The following is a 16942-nucleotide window of genomic DNA, read 5'->3' on the forward strand; positions in this document are numbered from 1 at the left end:
GAAAAGGCACGTTGTTCTCAGTTGCACCGATGTCGGCGGCTGTACCGGACTTACCTTGCACGACAGCGCAATCCGCCGCAATCTGAGCCTTCATCACTAGATCCGATCTATTGTGATGGTGTTGCCGGAACTTTAACAGAGACAAGGTCATCGCTTGCCGAATTGTGCAAAACCGCTCGAGAGCATCGAGGAATTGGCATCGCGGGCGCGGCCGTCAATCTGAGTCACTGCGGCTTCGGCCATCGAAGGCGGCTCTTTTCAGCCCAGTCAATATAAAGAATAGGTAATGAATTCGTATATTTGGTCCAAATTGCGAGAATCGGAGTGCCAGTCGTGTCTGTCGGCGACAAGCCCCTCCTTGCCGTCTCGCAATCGCCGGCGGTGAATTGTCGTGGCGCTTGGAAGATCTGGGCGGGATCATTTATTGCTCGCCGGCCCGCGTCGGAAGCTCATTGCCGACGCGGTAACTCCCATCATGGACACTATTGCCAGTGGCACCATCGAGGCCTGTACCCAGTCGAGGTGAACACCTACCGGGCTTCCTGTGGTGTTCGACAGACCGGCAGCCATTTCGTGTAGCGGTAAGAGCGTACAGAGCGCACCGAGCAACACGCCGCACGTGCCGGCGACAGCAGCCTCGATGACGACCACTCCGCTGATTTGCCGTTTGGTGGCACCGGAGTGTGCCAGTGTGCGCACTTGGGTCTTCCGATGCCGCATGGACATCGCGATTGTGATGGTGGTTGCGAGTACGGCGTAGCTGACAGCGACTGCAATGAATGTCATGACATAGCGATTGAGCAGAGTCAGGTCCTTGTCGTAGCGGGTCGAAGACCACGTGATCGCATCCGTGACGTGTGTGCCTGCGGGGGGCTCGACGGAGGTCTGGACAGATGACGAGCGCACGAACACCTCGTCCGCCACGGCCGAGGGGTCGTGCGAACGAATGAGGCCTTCGGACAGGGACACGCCAGGATGTTCACCGCGTAATTCGTTCACGATCGTCGTGATCCTCGGGTCGATGGCTGTCCCATCTGCCATCACCAGAGTGACGGGATCGCCAGTTCGCCAGCCGTTCTCCTCGGCCAAGTAGCGGGGCACCTCGAAGCCGGTAGGCTCAGCAGCGCTCGGGAGTGTCGTGATGGGAAGCGCGACGGTGGATCCAGGAACGACGAGCCGGGCTCGGCTGGATAGTCCCACTCTGACGACATCGTATTTCTTGTATACCTGGGACACCTGATCGGCCGTGAGGTAATCGGCATCGGATACCACCACTGACTGGCCCTGTAGCTGACCTGCCGTCTCTGCCGGGTACGCGATTCGCATCGTAGGAATGAATCCACTCGTGAGGATGGCGAGGGCCGCCGCGATGATCGCCGGCGCAGCGATCGAGCCCGACCGGCGCGGGTTTGTGGCGACCTCGGCGCTGGCAACCATCAGCGGGGCGGACGGCCGGATCCGGCAGGGCAGCCACAGCAAGATTCGTGCCAGTCGAGGCACCAAAACCGCTGCGAGACATGCGGCAGCGATAGCAGAAGTCAGAGCGATGACGATCGCCATCAACACCGAGTCCAGAGCTGGCACCGTGCGACCGGCGACCACCTCGATCACGACGAGCGCAGCCAATGCGGTTCCACCGAGCGTTCGTAACCGCCCGTGGCCCTTGCGTGGACGGGTCGACTCGGGTCGCATTGCGGCCAGCGGGCTCACCCGCGAAGCGCTCACCGCCGAGATGGCGGCTCCGATCACGGCGATGGCGATACCTCCCACGGCCGTTGCCAAGGCAGTGGGCCAGGCGACCGTCACGCCGAGATCGGCAGGCAGGATCCCCCACGATCGCAACATTGCGGCCAACGGCACCGTCGCCAGCACCCCGGCCGCAGCTCCCGCGACCGATCCCACCGTCCCCAGCAGCGCGGCTTCCAGCATCACCACGCGGCGCAGCTGCTTCGGCAGCGCTCCGGTTGCGCGAAGGAGACCGAATTCTTGCGTGCGCTCATCGACCGTAAACTTCGAGGTGACCGCGACGACGAAGAGACTCACGACCAACGACGCAAGGGCCAGCGCCGTCAGGAACTGACTGCTCAGATAGCGGCTTTTCGCGACCGAGTCATCTTGCAGGGCACTGCGATCGGTCACCACCTCGCCGCCGAACTGCGCCGCGACCTCCTGCACCGAGGCTGCAGCCGACTGATCGGTGATCTGAATGCCGAGGAGATTGGCGGCGGGGGCAAACTGCGTGGCGGTAGCGTCGTCGAAGTAGACGCCAGGACCGTCGGTGGTGCCGACAACTTTCACCTCGACATCGCCACGTGCAGTCCGAAGTTTGACCCTTTCACCGACGGAGGCACCGAACTCCTGCCCGAGCGCGATCTCCGACGCCTGCTGCGGTTGCTCACCGGAAATCAGTCGGTAGGGAGCCAGCGACGTGCTCGACCACCCATGCCCGGTGACCTGTGGATCCTCCGTCGGCAGCGCTCCGGACGGGGTAACGATCTGCGCAAGGAAGCTACGGTCCGCCACAACATCGGTGATACCCGGGATCGAGCGGATCTGCTGCGTCAGCTGGGCGAGCCGGTCTCCGCCCCACGCGCTGCGGTCACCCGCCTGACCCAGCACATTCGTTGCTCGCTCGCCGGCGACCACCAACGACGCCCCCTGTAGCCGCTCGGGTGGCTGCGGTCCTGCGGCAGCCATGACTTGTGCAGTGGCCGTGGTGATCAGAACGCCGACGAACACCGCCAGCAGTACCCCCAGCGCGGCCGTCATCCGGCGTCGGAAAGACGCCACTGCCCATGTGATCATGCTCTGACCTCAGCCATCCGAGCAGCGATCTGGGCGGCGGTCCGGTTGTCGCCCGGTACGCCCCGGTGGTGCTGTAGATCGTCGACCACTCTCCCGTCACGGAGAAACAGCACTCGATCGGCGAACGACGCCGCGGTCGGATCGTGGGTCACCATCACCACGGTCTGGCCCTCGCGATCCACGACACTGCGCAGCAACTCCAGGACCGACCGCGAGCCGGCAGAGTCCAATGCACCCGTGGGCTCGTCCGCGAACACCACTTCGGGCCCGGACACCAGGGCTCGAGCGACGGCGACCCGTTGTTGCTGGCCGCCGGAAAGTTGAGACGGCCGATGATGCATCCGATCCCCTAGACCGACCCTCGTCAGTCCTGCGGTGATACGGGAACGCTCAGGCTTGCGGCCAGCAAGCCGCAGAGGCAGCTCGAGATTCTGGATTGCCGTCAGCGAGTCGATGAGGTTGTAGGACTGAAAAACGAAACCCACCTTGGATCGGCGCAGGAGGGTCCGTGCCTTTTCGCTGAGGGAGCCGATCTCGACGTCGCCGATGAAGGTCTCCCCACCGTTCAATCGGTCAAGTCCTGCAGCGCACTGCAACAGCGTCGATTTGCCCGATCCCGACGGGCCCATCACCGCAGTGAAGGTCCTGCGGTGGAAGTCGACGTCGAGGTCGTTCAATGCGTCGACGGTCTCGTCGCCCAGTTCGTACCGGCGGCGCGCGGCGCGCATGCGAACCGCAGGTTGCTCATTGGTGATCTGATAGATGGCGTTGTGCATGATCTCCAGCGAAGCCGACCGGCCGAGCCGTCGGTACGAGGAAAGCCGTCGAACCTCATGAGGCTGTACCCGTGAAAACCTTGTGGTTTACCGCAATATCCGTGGGTACCTGCTCGGCTAGGCTGCATGCGTGCTGGTGAACCGTGTTGTGTACCCACCCGACCTCGCGGATCGAAGTGCCATCAGCCCGCTTCTCCGGCGATGGCTGGGCGCGCTTGCCGGGGTTCTGCTCGGGACCGTCACGGCAGTTTCGGAGCTCCTGTTCTCCGTGTTGGCGTTGCTCGCCCTCGGGTTGGCACGTATTCTCGGCCGGCGGGGCAGACTGCTGCAATCCGCAGTCGCCGAGACTGCACTGGCGTTGTCCGAGTTAGAGATTCGGCGTATCGCCCGTTTCCACGGCAGGCTCCACACTGACGTGCTGACCCCTCGCCGGTGCCGTTTGTACCTCGGCCTGCGGTGGTCGATCGGGCTACTCGGAATTGGCGTGGTCCTTCTGCTGACGCTCTGTCTCCTCGTGGCCGGCTCGATGGTCTCGGCGTGGGGCTTGAATGGTGGATGGGGCCTGATCGAGAACTCCGATCGGGTCGACAGTGGACTCGTAGCGGTCGCGGCGCTGCCCGGGATCCTCTTGATCTTCGTTGCGGTTGTCGGCGTGGCAGGGGTTGGATCGCTGGACCACTGGTTCGTCATCCACGTACTCGGCCGGCAGTCAGATCGGTTGCTGCACCAGCGGGTAGCCGAGCTGACGAGCAGCCGCGACCACGTGGTCGATGCCATCAACGACGAACGCCGCCGCATCGAGCGCGACCTGCACGACGGGGTACAGCAGCAGTTGGTTGCCCTAGGGATGCTCATCGGCCGGGCCCGCCGCGCCGACAAGCCCGACAAGATGCACGATCTCCTTGCCCAAGCCCACATCGCATCCCAGGGGGCGATCAGCGAACTACGCGAGGTAGCCAACCGGGTGTACCCGATCGCACTCGATCAGTCCGGTCTGCACGCGGCGATCGAGACGATGGCCCAGCGGGCAAGCGTTCCCATCCGCATCACATACGAATTGACGGAGAGGTTGCGACCAGCTGTGGAGACGGTCATCTACTTCGTCGTCTCGGAAGCGGTGACCAACGCAACCAAGCACGCCTTCCCGCAACTAGTGGAGGTCACCGTCACCCATCAGAGGTTCGACCGCGTGCTGGCAACCATCACCGACGACGGGCCCGGCGGGGCCGATCCGTCCGGTACCGGCTTGTCCGGCCTGGCCCGCCGCGTCGCAGCATTGGATGGCACGCTGACCGTGCACAGCCCGGTCGGTGGACCGACCGTCGTGACAGCGAGCGTCCCGTGCGGGTGATCGTCGCGGAGGACTCGACATTGCTGCGTGAGGGTTTGGTTCGCCTGCTCGTGGACGAAGGTCACGACGTGATCGCGTCCGTTTCGGACGCCGACGCGCTTCTCGACGCCGTGGAACGGGATCGTCCGGACGTCGTCGTCACCGACGTCCGAATGCCTCCTGATCACAGCGACGAGGGACTGCGGGCGGCACTGACCATTCGCGGTCGATGGCCCGAGGTGGCGGTACTCGTACTCTCCCAGTACGTCGAAAACCGTTATGCAGCAGAGTTGATCAGCGGATCTGTAGGGAGGGTCGGGTACCTGCTGAAGGACCGCGTCGCGCAGGTCGACGAGTTCTTGGACGCCCTGAACAGGGTGGCCGACGGCGGGACGGCCTTCGATCCAGAGGTGGTGCGACAGCTGTTGTCCCGCACGACCCGATCGAATCCCCTCGAACGACTCACTCCGCGCGAGCGCGATGTACTCGAGCTGATGGCGCAAGGTCTCACCAACGCGCGAATTTCGGCTGATCTGTACATTTCTGTGAGCTCCACGGAGAAGCATGCAAACGCGATTTTCGACAAACTCGGACTGGCGAACTCCTCGGGTGTGAGCCGTCGTGTGACGGCCGTGGTGGCATACCTGCGCACGTGACCGGGTGACCTGCTCTCGCTTCCCTTCTCTGGTTGAGGGCAACGTCGGCCATTGGCGGCGCCCTGCGTTCGATAGGCGGCTCCGATCGCACGAACATTATGTGCTCCTCGCTGCGCGCGAGGGGCGGGTGTCCTCGAACCTGGACTTCGAAACCTCCTAGCGGATCAAGGAATGCGATGTTCAAGCGGATTGCAGTAGTCAACAGGGGTGAGGCGGCTGTTCGCCTGATCAGGGCTGTGAAGGAACTCAACGCCGAGTACGACTACGGCATTCGGACGGTGGCGTTGCATACCGAGGCGGAGCGGCGGGCGATGTTCGTTCGTCAGGCTGATGAGGCTGTGATGTTGGCCAAGCCGGAGGTGGGGTCGGCGTATCTCGATTACGGGGTGCTCGAGGCGGCGTTGGTGGCCTCGGGTGCGGATGCGGTGTGGGTGGGGTGGGGTTTCGTGGCGGAGGACCCGAAGTTCGCCGATATCGTGGCTCGGTTGAACATCACCTTCATCGGGCCTTCTGCTGCGGCGATGCGTCTGTTGGGGGACAAGGTCGAAGCCAAATTGTTGGCGGAGAAAGTCGGGGTGCCGGTCGCTCCGTGGTCGGGGGGCCCGGTGGAGACCCGTGCTGATGCCCGCCGTCATGCTGCGGCGATCGGGTATCCGTTGATCATCAAAGCCCGTTCCGGTGGTGGTGGCCGCGGGATCCGTAAGGTCTTCGCCGAGGACGAACTCGAATTGGCGTTGGAGCGCACTCAGGGTGAAGCCGAACGTTCCTTCGGTGACCCGGTGGTGTTCATCGAACGTCTGGTCACCGATGCCCGCCACGTCGAGGTGCAGGTCATCGCCGACAATCACGGTAATGTGTGGGCGCCGGGTGTGCGGGACTGCTCGATTCAGCGCCGCAATCAGAAGGTCATCGAAGAATCGTCCTCGCCGCTGCTGACGAAGGAGCAGGCCGATCATCTGCGGGCGGTGTCGGCGGAGTTGGTGCGTGCTGCCGGGTATGCCGGTGCGGGGACGGTGGAGTACCTGTATCAGCCGGAGCAGAAGATTTTCACGTTCCTCGAGGTCAACACGCGTTTGCAGGTCGAGCATCCGATCACCGAGTTCACCACCGGTATCGATCTGGTCAAACTGCAGATCCTCGTCGCCGACGGTGACGCTCTCGAGGGTGAGTGCCCGGCCGAGTTCGGTCACGCTGTCGAGGCCCGGTTGAATGCCGAGGACGCCGATAATGGTTTCGCACCGGCCCCGGGCAGTGTGGAACTGCTCAAGTTCCCTCTCGGTTCCGGTATCCGTGTCGATACCGGTATCGCGCAGGGCGATGTCATTCCCCCGGATTATGATTCGATGGTCGCCAAGGTCATCGCCTGGGGCCGGGACCGGAGTGAAGCGTTCGCGCGACTACGCAACGCGCTCCGCGAGACCACGGTCGTCATCGACGGCGGCACGACCACCAAGTCGTTCCTGCTCGGCCTCCTCGACAAAGAGGAGGTGATGTCTGCTTCCGCTGATACCGGGTGGCTCGATCGCACCGATGCCGGTACCCCGGCAGGTCCGACCGTGACTGCTGATGTCGCGATCATCGCTGCCGCGATCGATGCCTACGACGCCGAGGAGGCCCGTGAGCGGGCGGCGTTCTTGTCTTCGGCTCGGGGTGGTCGCCCGCGGGCGAGCCACACTGTCGGGCGGACGGTCGAGCTCAGTTATCAGGGTCAGGCCTACAAGCTCGGTGTCGGTCAGATCGGGCCGCACCGCTACCAGGTCGACGGGGACAGTGGGGATCTGCAGGTCGATCTCGAGCGTCTCGGGCAGTACGAGAGCCGGTTGACGCTCGGGGATCGGCGTTTTTCTGTCGTCACTGTCGCTGGCGCTGCGCATTTCCTGGTCGAGGTCGATGGGATTTCGCATCAGATCAGCCAAGACGAAGCGGGGTTGGTGCGTGCTCCCGCTCCGGCTGTCGTTGTTGCGGTTCCTGTCGCTGTCGGGGATGAGGTCGAGGCCGGTCAGACGTTGGTGGTGCTCGAGTCGATGAAGATGGAGACCGCGGTCCGTTCCCCGTATGCGGGGACGGTGCGGGAGGTGTTGGCGTCGGTGAACGGGCAGGTCGATTCCGGGGCTGCACTGTTGCGGGTCGATCAGGCCGGGGAGCAGAAAGCGTCCTCGCAGACCGCGCGGGTGGAGTTTCGGACTGTGCCCAGCGTCGAGGGTGAAAGCGCGAGTTGTCGGGCGTTGGCGCGGTTGAGCGAGTTGTCGGCGTTGATCACCGGTTTCGATGTCGGTGCACCGCGGGCTCGTGTTCTGCTCGCCGACTACGAACGACTGCGCAGTGCGGTGCCGCGGGAGGACACTGCGGTGCTGGAGGCGGAGTTGGCGTTGCTGAACACTTTCGCTGATATTTGTGAACTGTCGCGTAATCGTCCGACGATGGACGAGGAGAACACCGACGAACGGGTTCATTCTCCCCGTGAGCATTTCCATTCGTTTCTGCATTCACTGGACTCGGACGTTCAAGGATTACCGGAGGCGTTCCGCAGCAAGCTTTCTCGTGCTCTTCGTCACTACGACGCCGACGCCGCCGAGGGACGTACACCCGAGCTCGAAGAAGCGGTCTACCGGGTGTTCCTGGCGTTGCAGCGCATCGAGAATCAAGTCCCGGTCATCGCAGCGTTGCTCGATCACTGGCTCACCGACACCGCAGCGCAGCCTTCGTCGGACATCGGTGAGGTGCTCGAACGGTTGATCGTGGCCACCCAAGCCCGCTACCCCGTCATCGGTGACGTCGCACGCAACCTCCGGTTCCATCTCTTCGACGCCCCACAGATCCGCCGGGCACGCGATCAGGTCTACGACGGAGTCCGCGGCAGCCTGCAATACCTCACCGAAAACCCCGACGCACCCGACTACGTCGCACGCATGCGCAAGGTCGTCGACGTCGAAGAACCACTCATCGATCTGCTCGGTGACGTTGTCGATCCAGATGCGTTGCTGGAAGCGATGACCAGGCAGTACTACGGAATTCACCAGTTCGAGGACGTGCACGCCTTCGATCGTGACGGCTACCGATTCGTCACTGGCGCATTCGCGCTCAGTGGTATCGATCAGCATGTCATCGCTACGCACACCGATCGATTCAGGCTTCATTCGGTGCTGTCGACAATCGGCGGCATTGCCGAATTCGCACCTGGTACCCATGTTGTCGATGTCTATGTGTACTGGCCTGATGCTCCGGTCAGAGACGACGAGCTCAGTGCGAGTCTACGAAATATCGTTGCAGGGCATACCTATTCGGGAATGTGGCGCCGAATCACATTGACTGTGTACGGATCCGGAACGGCGCGTCAGATAACTCTGAGGCCCACCTCCGAGGGGTCGGAGCCGTTGGTCGAGGATGTCGTCATCCGTGACATGCATCCGTTGACGGGGCAACGGTTGGACCTGTGGCGTCTGAAGAACTTCGACGGCACCCGACTACCCGCGACAGCGGGAACGTACCTGTTCCACCTCACCGCGAAAGACAACCCCTCCGACGAACGCCTGATGGCACTCGCCGAAATCCGCGGCGTCACCACCCAACTCGACGAACACGGCAACGTCGTGGCCGTACCGGAAATCGAACGCACCGTCGCAGCCTGCCTCGACGGCATCCGCCGGGCACAATCTCTACGCGGCCGCAAACGCCTCGACGCCAACCGCGTCACCCTCTACGTCTGGCCCGTCCTCGACGTCCCCGACGATCGCCTCGCCACCATCGCCCGCCACATCGCACCCTCCACCATCGGCGCAGGCCTGGAAGAAATCACCCTGATCGCCCGCCTCAAAAACGGACCCACCTCCACCCCCCGCGACGTCGCGATCCGCTTCTCCTACCGCTCCGGCGCCGGCATCGTCGCCAAAATCACCGACAAACCCACCGAACCACTACGCCCACTGGACGAATACACCCAAAAAGTCCAACGATCCCAAGCCCGCGGCACCGTCTACCCCTACGAGCTGATCCCCCTGCTCACCGGCACCGACGGCTCGTTCACCGAATACGACGTCGACGCATCCGGTGCCCTCACCCCGGTCGAGCGTCCGTACGGACACAACACCGCCGGCATCATCACCGGACTCGTCACCACCCGCACCGAGCGCTACCCCGACGGCATCACCCGCGTCGCACTCTTCGGTGACCCCACCAAAGCCCTCGGCACCGTCGCCGAAGCCGAATGCTCCCGCATCGTCGCCGCCATCGACCTCGCCGAACAACTCGGCGCACCCGTCGAATGGTTCGCCCTGTCCTCCGGCGCCACCATCTCGATGTCCACCGGCACCGAAAACATGGACTGGGTATCGCGCGGACTGCGCCGCATCATCACCTTCACCCAGGGCGGCGGTGAAATCAACATCATCGTCGCCGGCATCAACGTCGGCGCCCAGCCCTACTGGAACGCCGAAGCCACCATGCTCGCCCACACCAAAGGCATCCTCGTGATGACCCCCGACAGCGCCATGGTCCTGACCGGAAAACAATCCCTGGACTACTCCGGAGGCGTCTCCGCCGAAGACAACTTCGGCATCGGCGGCTACGACCGCGTCATGGGACCGAACGGACAAGCCCAATACTGGGCCCCGAACCTCCGCGCTGCCGTCGACGTTCTGTTCGTCCACTACGAGCACGCCTACACCGCTCCCGGTGAGCGCTTCCCACGCCGGGCGACCACCACCGACCCCACCGACCGCGACGTGCGCAGCTACCCCCACGTGCACCCAGCGAGCGACTTCACCACCGTCGGTGACATCTTCTCGAGTGTCACCAACCCCGATCGCAAAAAACCGTTCGACATCCGCACCATCATGCGCGCCGTCGTCGACCAAGATCACTCGGTTCTCGAACGCTGGGCCGACATGGCCGACGCCGACACCTCCGTCGTCTTCGACGCACACCTCGCCGGAATCCCCGTCTCCGTCATCGGCATCGAATCACGCGCCATCCCACGTAAGGGCTGGTTCCCCGCCGACGGACCCGACCAATGGACGTCGGGCACATTGTTCCCCAGTTCGTCGAAGAAGACCGCACGCGCAATCAACGCCGTCAGCGGCTCGCGTCCGATCGTGGTGCTGGCCAACCTGTCCGGTTTCGACGGCTCGCCCGAATCACTACGCAACATCCAACTCGAATACGGTGCCGAAATCGGACGCGCCATCGTCAACTTCGACGGCCCCATCGTCTTCTGCGTCGTCTCCCGCTACCACGGCGGAGCCTTCGTCGTCTTCTCCGGAGCACTCAACGACAACATGGAAGTCCTCGCCGTCGAAGGATCCTTCGCCTCCGTCCTCGGCGGTGCACCCGCAGCAGCGGTCGTGTTCACCCGCGACGTCAACGCCCGCACCGCAGCGGATCCGGCTGTGAAGGAACTCGAAGCCAAGCTCACCGCCGCAGAGACCGATGCCGACCGCGCACACCTACGCGTCGAACTAGCAACCAAGAAAGCAGACATCCGCAACGCCAAACTCGGCGAAGTCGCCGCCGAATTCGAAGCCATCCACAACATCCAACGAGCACAAACCGTCGGATCCGTCCACCACATCGTCCCCGCCGCCGAACTACGACCACAACTCATCGCCGCCATCGAACGAGGAATGGCCCGCACTTGCGGTGCGCCAGAAGTGGTGGATGAGTTTATGAGACACTATCTTTCGGACTTGGCAGCTTCCGGAAGTGCTGCCAGCGCGATACAGAGGTGATGTGCGGATGACGAATGCTGCTGCTACCGAACAATTTCGATTGTCCGGAGCATGGAATTTTCGAGACGTCGGTGGCGCCCGAACAACGGACAGGCGTGCGGTTCGGACCGGCGTGCTCTTCAGATCATCCGAGCTGTCACAGTTGGACGAACATGGCCGCGCCGAGATGACACGGCTTGGAGTGAAAGCGGTGTTCGATCTTCGCAGCGATGCCGAAATAGCGCGTGGCGGGACAGATCGACTTCCCGGCGACGTGCTTCTCCGCAATACTCCCTACCGGAACCACACGGGCACGACCGCTCCGCACGAGGGTGGTGTTGCGCGCGGCGAGGACGACCAGCTCGGCTACATGATGCGCACGTACTCCTCGTATTCCTCACTCGAAGGCGCGTTCGACGCAATCCGCGAGGTTGTCACAACACTGGCGGCAGGGGAAGGGCCGATCCTGGTGCATTGTGCCGCAGGCAAGGATCGCGCGGGATGGACAATAGCGACCGTGTTGCGCGCTGTGGGAGTGTCCGATGTGGACATTGTGGCCGACTTTCTACGAAGCAACTCTGGAATCGAGCCGCTGCGCAGACATATGCAGGCAGTGTGGTCGGCGCTGGGCGACGACAAGCCGATCGAGCCGTCGAACGCCATGCTTGGGGTGAGCGAGCAGTACTATCGCCGCGGTCTGGAGGCCGTCGACCAGGTGCACGGGTCGTTCGAGGCCTACCTGCATGCGATCGGCATCAGCGAATCCGACCTGGCCGACCTGAAGGGGGCGTTGCTGACCGACGGGCCGGACGACTGACATGTGAACCCGACTGGCCGGTACGAACTTTCCGCACCAGTGGCCTTCAGCTGACACCGTTGCTGCACCGTGTGGTTTCGCTACGTTCACGTGCAGTTATTCCAACTCGATAGTGTCATTCCCACGAACTAACTGGGGGAGCACCATGGAGTTCAGGCACCTGATGGCGTTCATCACCATCGCTGAGGAGTTACATTTCGGGCGAGCTGCGGCTCGGCTTCATATGACGCAACCGTCCCTGAGTGCCCAACTGCAGAAATTGGAGAAGTCTCTGGACGTGATGTTGGTCGCCCGGAACTCGCATGAGGTCAAGTTGACCTCGGCGGGCAAAGAGTTCGTGACCCAGGCACGATTGATCGTTCAACAGATGGACAAGGCTGCGAGTATCGCGAAGTCGACGGCTGCTGGGCGATCGGGATCGCTCAATGTGGGCTACAACTTCCCGGCCAGCAGGCACGTCCTGCCGTACGCTTTGGCGAAGATGAGTAAGGACCACCCGGATTTGGTGGTCTCTCTGTGGGAAAAACGGACCGGCCCACAGCTCTCGGCGTTGGCTGACGGTGTCCTCGACATCGCTCTTGTCTACGGTCATCCGCACACGTCCGAGTTCCGTCACCGTCGCGTTCTACATCGAGTCCCCCTTGTTGCAGTGGTGGGCAAAGGCCATGCGTGGGCGGGTCGGCCCGGTGTTCCCTTTGCCGAGCTGGCCAATCAGTCGTGTGTGTTGTTCGAACGCGAGCAGTGCCCGGCGATGTACGACTCGATCCTGTCCGCGGCCGCGGACAACAAGATCGCGCTGAAGATTGCTCAGACCGCCGACGATCCGGGTGCAACCGCACACGTCGTGTCGGTCAAACCGCTCGTCGGGTTCGCATCCCTTCCGCGAGCCACCTCTGTGGGGATGGGAGCGGTCGGGGCGAACTCGGTTGCCGTGAAGTTGTTCGACCCAGTTCCAGTCATCGACTTGTACGTCGTCTGGCGCGCCGGAGAAGTGAATCCAGCTGTCGCATCCTTCCTGGAGTGCATCGAGCCTCCGGACAACGTCAAGTGTCCGGCGGAAGTGGGGCTCGCCGTCTGACGTCGTGGATAGGAATATCGACTGGCGCGCAAGTCTTTTGGCCATTGCAGCTCGAGAATTGCACGTGTTGAATCGGTATTCATGAATACACAGTCGTTCTCCGGGCCCGGCGTCGAGTTGGCCGAGAAGTCGGGCCTTTCCTCCATCATTTTCGACGCCGCAGACCGGACACCGGGTCGACCGTCCCTACGAGAGATCGGGAAATCGGAATCGCTGACGTGCCTGGAGGTCTCGGACCGCGTCCGCAATCTTGCCTCAGCGCTCGTGGAGGCAGGCGTGGACGTGGGCGAGCGCGTTGCAGTGCTCGGCCGCACGAGCCTGGACTGGGTTGTACTCGACCTGGCAGTACTTGCTGTCGGTGGTGTTCTTGTGCCCGTATACCCGACATCCTCCCCAGAGCAGATCAGCCACATCGTGGCAGACTCCGGATCCACCCACTTCGCCGCCGAGAGCGAGTTCGACGCCGAACGACTGCGTGATGCCGGCGCAGCCACGGTATTGTCGTTCGAGACGGTGTCACAATGGTCGCGTTCGACCAGTCGCAGGACCCCCGATGAGCGCATCGCTGCAGTCCATCGTGACGATCTCGCCATGATCGTGTACACCAGCGGTACCACCGGGCCGGCCAAGGGCTGCATGCTCAGCCACGGCAACATGTTTGCAGCTGCGGTCAACACAGTCGTTCGGACCGGTGGCATGTTCGGCGGCACTGCAGACGAGCAGGCAGTGACGGCGCTGGGACTGCCGCTGGCCCACGTGTTCGGACAGACCATTCTGTTCGCAACGCTGTACGGCGGCTCCGAGACTCACCTGTTGCCAGGAATTCCCGATACGGTCGCGGCGCTACCTCGGATCAAGCCGACGTTCCTTGCTCTCGTTCCCTACGCTCTCGAGAAAATCCGCAAGGCCGCCCGGTCACATCTCGAAGAGGGTGTCGAGGACGCCGCTGTGTCGGACGGATTGACACTGCTCAGATCCGGAAAGCAAGCATCGGTCGCTGTTCCGGCGCGGCCAGTGCTCGGCATGCTGGGCGGGCGCCTGCGCTCGGTGATCTCCGGGGGCGCATCCCTGGACGACTCGACCGCCGGGTTCTATGCCGGGTTCGGCGTCGACATCCTCAATTGCTACGGAATGACCGAGTCCGCAACCGCGGTCACCGTGAACGAGCCGAAGACTAATCGCATCGGAACTGTCGGACGGCCGATACCGGGCACGACAGTGGCCATAGCTCCGGACGGCGAGGTCCTCGTGCGCGGAGCGAACGTCACGCGAGGGTACTGGGGTGCCGCAGCGGACCGGTCTCCGGTCGACGCCGACGGCTGGTTGCACACAGGCGACATCGGCGAGATCGACGACGGATACCTTCGAATTACGGGGCGTAAGAAAGAGATTCTGGTTACCTCGGGTGGCAAGAACGTTGCGCCCACGCCGTTGGAAGACCGAATTCGGTTGCATCCGTTGGTGAGTAATGCAGTCGTGATCGGGGATGGGCGTGCGTACGTGGCCGCGTTGATCACCCTCGACCCGGCAGCGGTCGGTCTCGACGACACCCTGGTACGCGCCGAGCTGCAAGCGGCCGTCGACGACGCGAACTCACTGGTTTCGCGGGCCGAGTCGATTCGTCAATTCCGAGTGTTATCAGTCGATTTTACGGTCGATTCCGGATTGCTGACGTCGTCACTGAAGTTGAAGCGAGCTGCTATCGACGCGACGTTCGCCACCGAGATCGCCGACATCTACGACATGGCCACGCCGCAAACAGTTCGATAACACATCTGCTGATCCCAGGTCGGCTATAGGGCAGACCGATCGCCCGATGCCGAACCATTCTTCGGACACGCATCGAGTCCCGACGGCAGAAACACTGAGATTCGAGAGCACGAGACTCAAAACCGATCGAACAGGAGCGGATTCACTATGTACGACGTCATCGTTGTCGGCGCCAGGGTGTCAGGATCTTCGGTAGCAATGTTGCTCGCACGGAAAGGATATCGAGTACTCGCGGTCGATCGGACGACGTTCCCGAGCGACACGGTCTCGACTCACTACATTCATCAGGCAGGGCTCTCGCGGCTGCAGGACTGGGGACTCCTGGACAAGGTGATCGAGTCCGGCTGCCCGCCGATTCGGCACCTGAATTTCTCCTACACCGACATCTCCCTCGATGGTTTCGCAGACCCGATCGACGGCATCGACGCCGTCTACTGCCCGAGGCGCACTGTCCTGGACTCGATTCTGGTCGACGGCGCCCGCGAGGCGGGCGTCGAGGTGATCGAGAACTTCACCGTCGACGAACTCGTGATCAGTGACGGTGTCGTGCGGGGAATTCGTGGACACGAGGGTGACGGCCCGGAGCAGGAGTTCCGCAGCTCGATCGTGATCGGCGCGGATGGTGCCAATTCGACTGTCGCGAACAAAGTCGGCGCGGACATCTATCGGACGTCGCCCGGGGGTTGCTTCATCTACTATTCGTACTACTCCGGGATCGACTGGGGAATGCAGCACCGCACCGGGTTCGGCGAGCAGCAGTTCGCGTCGTGGCCCACAAACGACGGTCTCAGCCTCGTCGCCGTCATGCGTAAGCGCGACCGGTTCCGTGACTTTCGCGCCGACCCCGATGGCGGCGTCCAGGAGATCGTCGATGCGGTCGATCCGAAGTACGGTGAGGAATTGCGCGACAGTGCCGTTCGTGAAGAGCCGTTCCGTCCGATGCTCTACCCGGACAACTTCTACCGTCGCTCGTTCGGTCCCGGCTGGGCATTGGTCGGCGACGCGGGCTACCACAAGGATCCGTTCACGGGGTGGGGGATTACCGACTCCTTCAAGTACGCAGAGTTGCTGTCCGAGCGCGTACACGAAGGTCTGAGCGGTTCTCGGCCGATGACAGCTGCGCTCGAGGACTACCAGAACACTCGTGACGAACAGAGCGCGGGCACGTACGAACTGACCACCAGCATCTCCGATCTGAAGTTGACACCGTACTACGACTCGGTCTTCCGTGCCGCGAGCAAGAGTCCGGAGTACACGAAGAAGTTCTTCGGGCTCATCGCCGGAGGTATCCCCGGTGAGGAGTTCTTCTCTCCCGCCAATCTCGCCGATCTGTACGCGGAAGTGAACCTTCCGCACGGCGACCGACATCTGACGTCGGCGTGAGCGCCGCGACTCTGACCGTCGTCGGCGACAGCTTCGTCGAAGGCCGGGGTGACCCGGTCGAGGGCGGTGGTTTCCGTGGCTGGGTCCCGCGGTTCGCTGGACAGATAGGATTGCGCGGCAACAAGGTTCGCAACTTCGGCACACACGGGGCCACGACGACGCATGTTCTCGACGTGCAGCTTCCCGGCGCGATCGCGACCCGTTCCTCGCTCTACGGTGTCGTCGTGGGAGTCAACGACCTCGTGAGTGACTACGAACAGCCCCGGTTCGAGGACAACCTGCACGAGATCTTCGACACGCTGCGTACCGGCGGCGCAACGGTGTTCACCGCCACGTACCCGGACATCCCAGCGCGGCTGCCGGTGCCAGAGCAGTTCAGGGAACTGCTGCGCCAGCGCTTCACCGAAGCGAACTCCGCACTCGTCGACGTCACCCGCAGCACGGGAACACTTCTTCTCGACATCGCCGCGTCCCCCCAGTGGTCGGAGGGTGAGATGTGGACCTCCGACGGCCTTCACCCGAGCTCGACCGGCCATCGTGAGTTCGCAGCCTCCGCAGTGGAACTCGTCTACCAGACGACGGCCACCACCCTCGCAGCCTGATATTCGCTCGCTGCACGTCACTT

General features: G+C 62.9%; 9 protein-coding genes and 1 pseudogene. 8 read left to right on the forward strand and 2 right to left on the reverse strand.

Features of this window, described 5'->3' with window-relative positions:
* Positions 1-417: 417 nt before the first annotated feature.
* Together WDS16_RS04940 and WDS16_RS04945 are read right to left on the reverse strand one after the other, a co-directional pair.
* Positions 418-2805: an ABC transporter permease gene (locus tag WDS16_RS04940; RefSeq protein ID WP_338890955.1), complete on the reverse strand. Its 2388-nt coding sequence runs from the start codon at positions 2803-2805 to the stop codon at positions 418-420.
* Complete coding sequence (locus tag WDS16_RS04945; RefSeq protein WP_338890957.1) at positions 2802-3581, reverse strand: ABC transporter ATP-binding protein; 780 nt, start codon at positions 3579-3581, stop codon at positions 2802-2804. Before WDS16_RS04945 ends, WDS16_RS04940 begins: the two co-directional genes overlap by 4 nt.
* A gap of 130 nt (positions 3582-3711) precedes the next feature.
* Between WDS16_RS04945 and WDS16_RS04950 the strand changes: the two genes are divergently transcribed.
* The 8 genes and pseudogenes from WDS16_RS04950 (at position 3712) to WDS16_RS04985 (ending at position 16919) form a co-directional block, all read left to right on the forward strand.
* Positions 3712-4932, forward strand: a complete 1221-nt coding sequence (locus WDS16_RS04950; protein WP_338890959.1) for a sensor histidine kinase — start codon at positions 3712-3714, stop codon at positions 4930-4932.
* Complete coding sequence (locus WDS16_RS04955) at positions 4923-5567, forward strand: response regulator transcription factor (protein WP_338890961.1); 645 nt, start codon at positions 4923-4925, stop codon at positions 5565-5567. Before WDS16_RS04950 ends, WDS16_RS04955 begins: the two co-directional genes overlap by 10 nt.
* A gap of 176 nt (positions 5568-5743) precedes the next feature.
* A pseudogene (locus WDS16_RS04960) lies at positions 5744-11206 on the forward strand (carboxyl transferase domain-containing protein); the annotation flags it as partial.
* Between the two features lie 91 nt (positions 11207-11297).
* Positions 11298-12086, forward strand: coding sequence for a tyrosine-protein phosphatase (locus WDS16_RS04965; RefSeq protein WP_338890964.1), 789 nt, complete (start codon positions 11298-11300; stop codon positions 12084-12086).
* 145 nt (positions 12087-12231) lie between these two features.
* Complete coding sequence (locus WDS16_RS04970; protein WP_338890965.1) at positions 12232-13164, forward strand: LysR family transcriptional regulator; 933 nt, start codon at positions 12232-12234, stop codon at positions 13162-13164.
* A gap of 81 nt (positions 13165-13245) precedes the next feature.
* Positions 13246-14934: an AMP-dependent synthetase/ligase gene (locus WDS16_RS04975; RefSeq protein ID WP_338890966.1), complete on the forward strand. Its 1689-nt coding sequence runs from the start codon at positions 13246-13248 to the stop codon at positions 14932-14934.
* A gap of 147 nt (positions 14935-15081) precedes the next feature.
* Positions 15082-16317, forward strand: coding sequence for an NAD(P)/FAD-dependent oxidoreductase (locus WDS16_RS04980; protein ID WP_338890968.1), 1236 nt, complete (start codon positions 15082-15084; stop codon positions 16315-16317).
* The gene (locus WDS16_RS04985; protein ID WP_338890970.1) at positions 16314-16919 is read left to right on the forward strand and encodes an SGNH/GDSL hydrolase family protein; all 606 of its coding nucleotides are present in this window, start codon (positions 16314-16316) and stop codon (positions 16917-16919) included. The genes WDS16_RS04980 and WDS16_RS04985 overlap by 4 nt, the downstream gene beginning before the upstream one ends.
* Positions 16920-16942: the final 23 nt, after the last annotated feature.

This window comes from Rhodococcus sovatensis, assembly GCF_037327425.1.
In the GTDB taxonomy this organism is placed as follows: Bacteria; Actinomycetota; Actinomycetes; order Mycobacteriales; family Mycobacteriaceae; genus Rhodococcoides; species Rhodococcoides sovatense.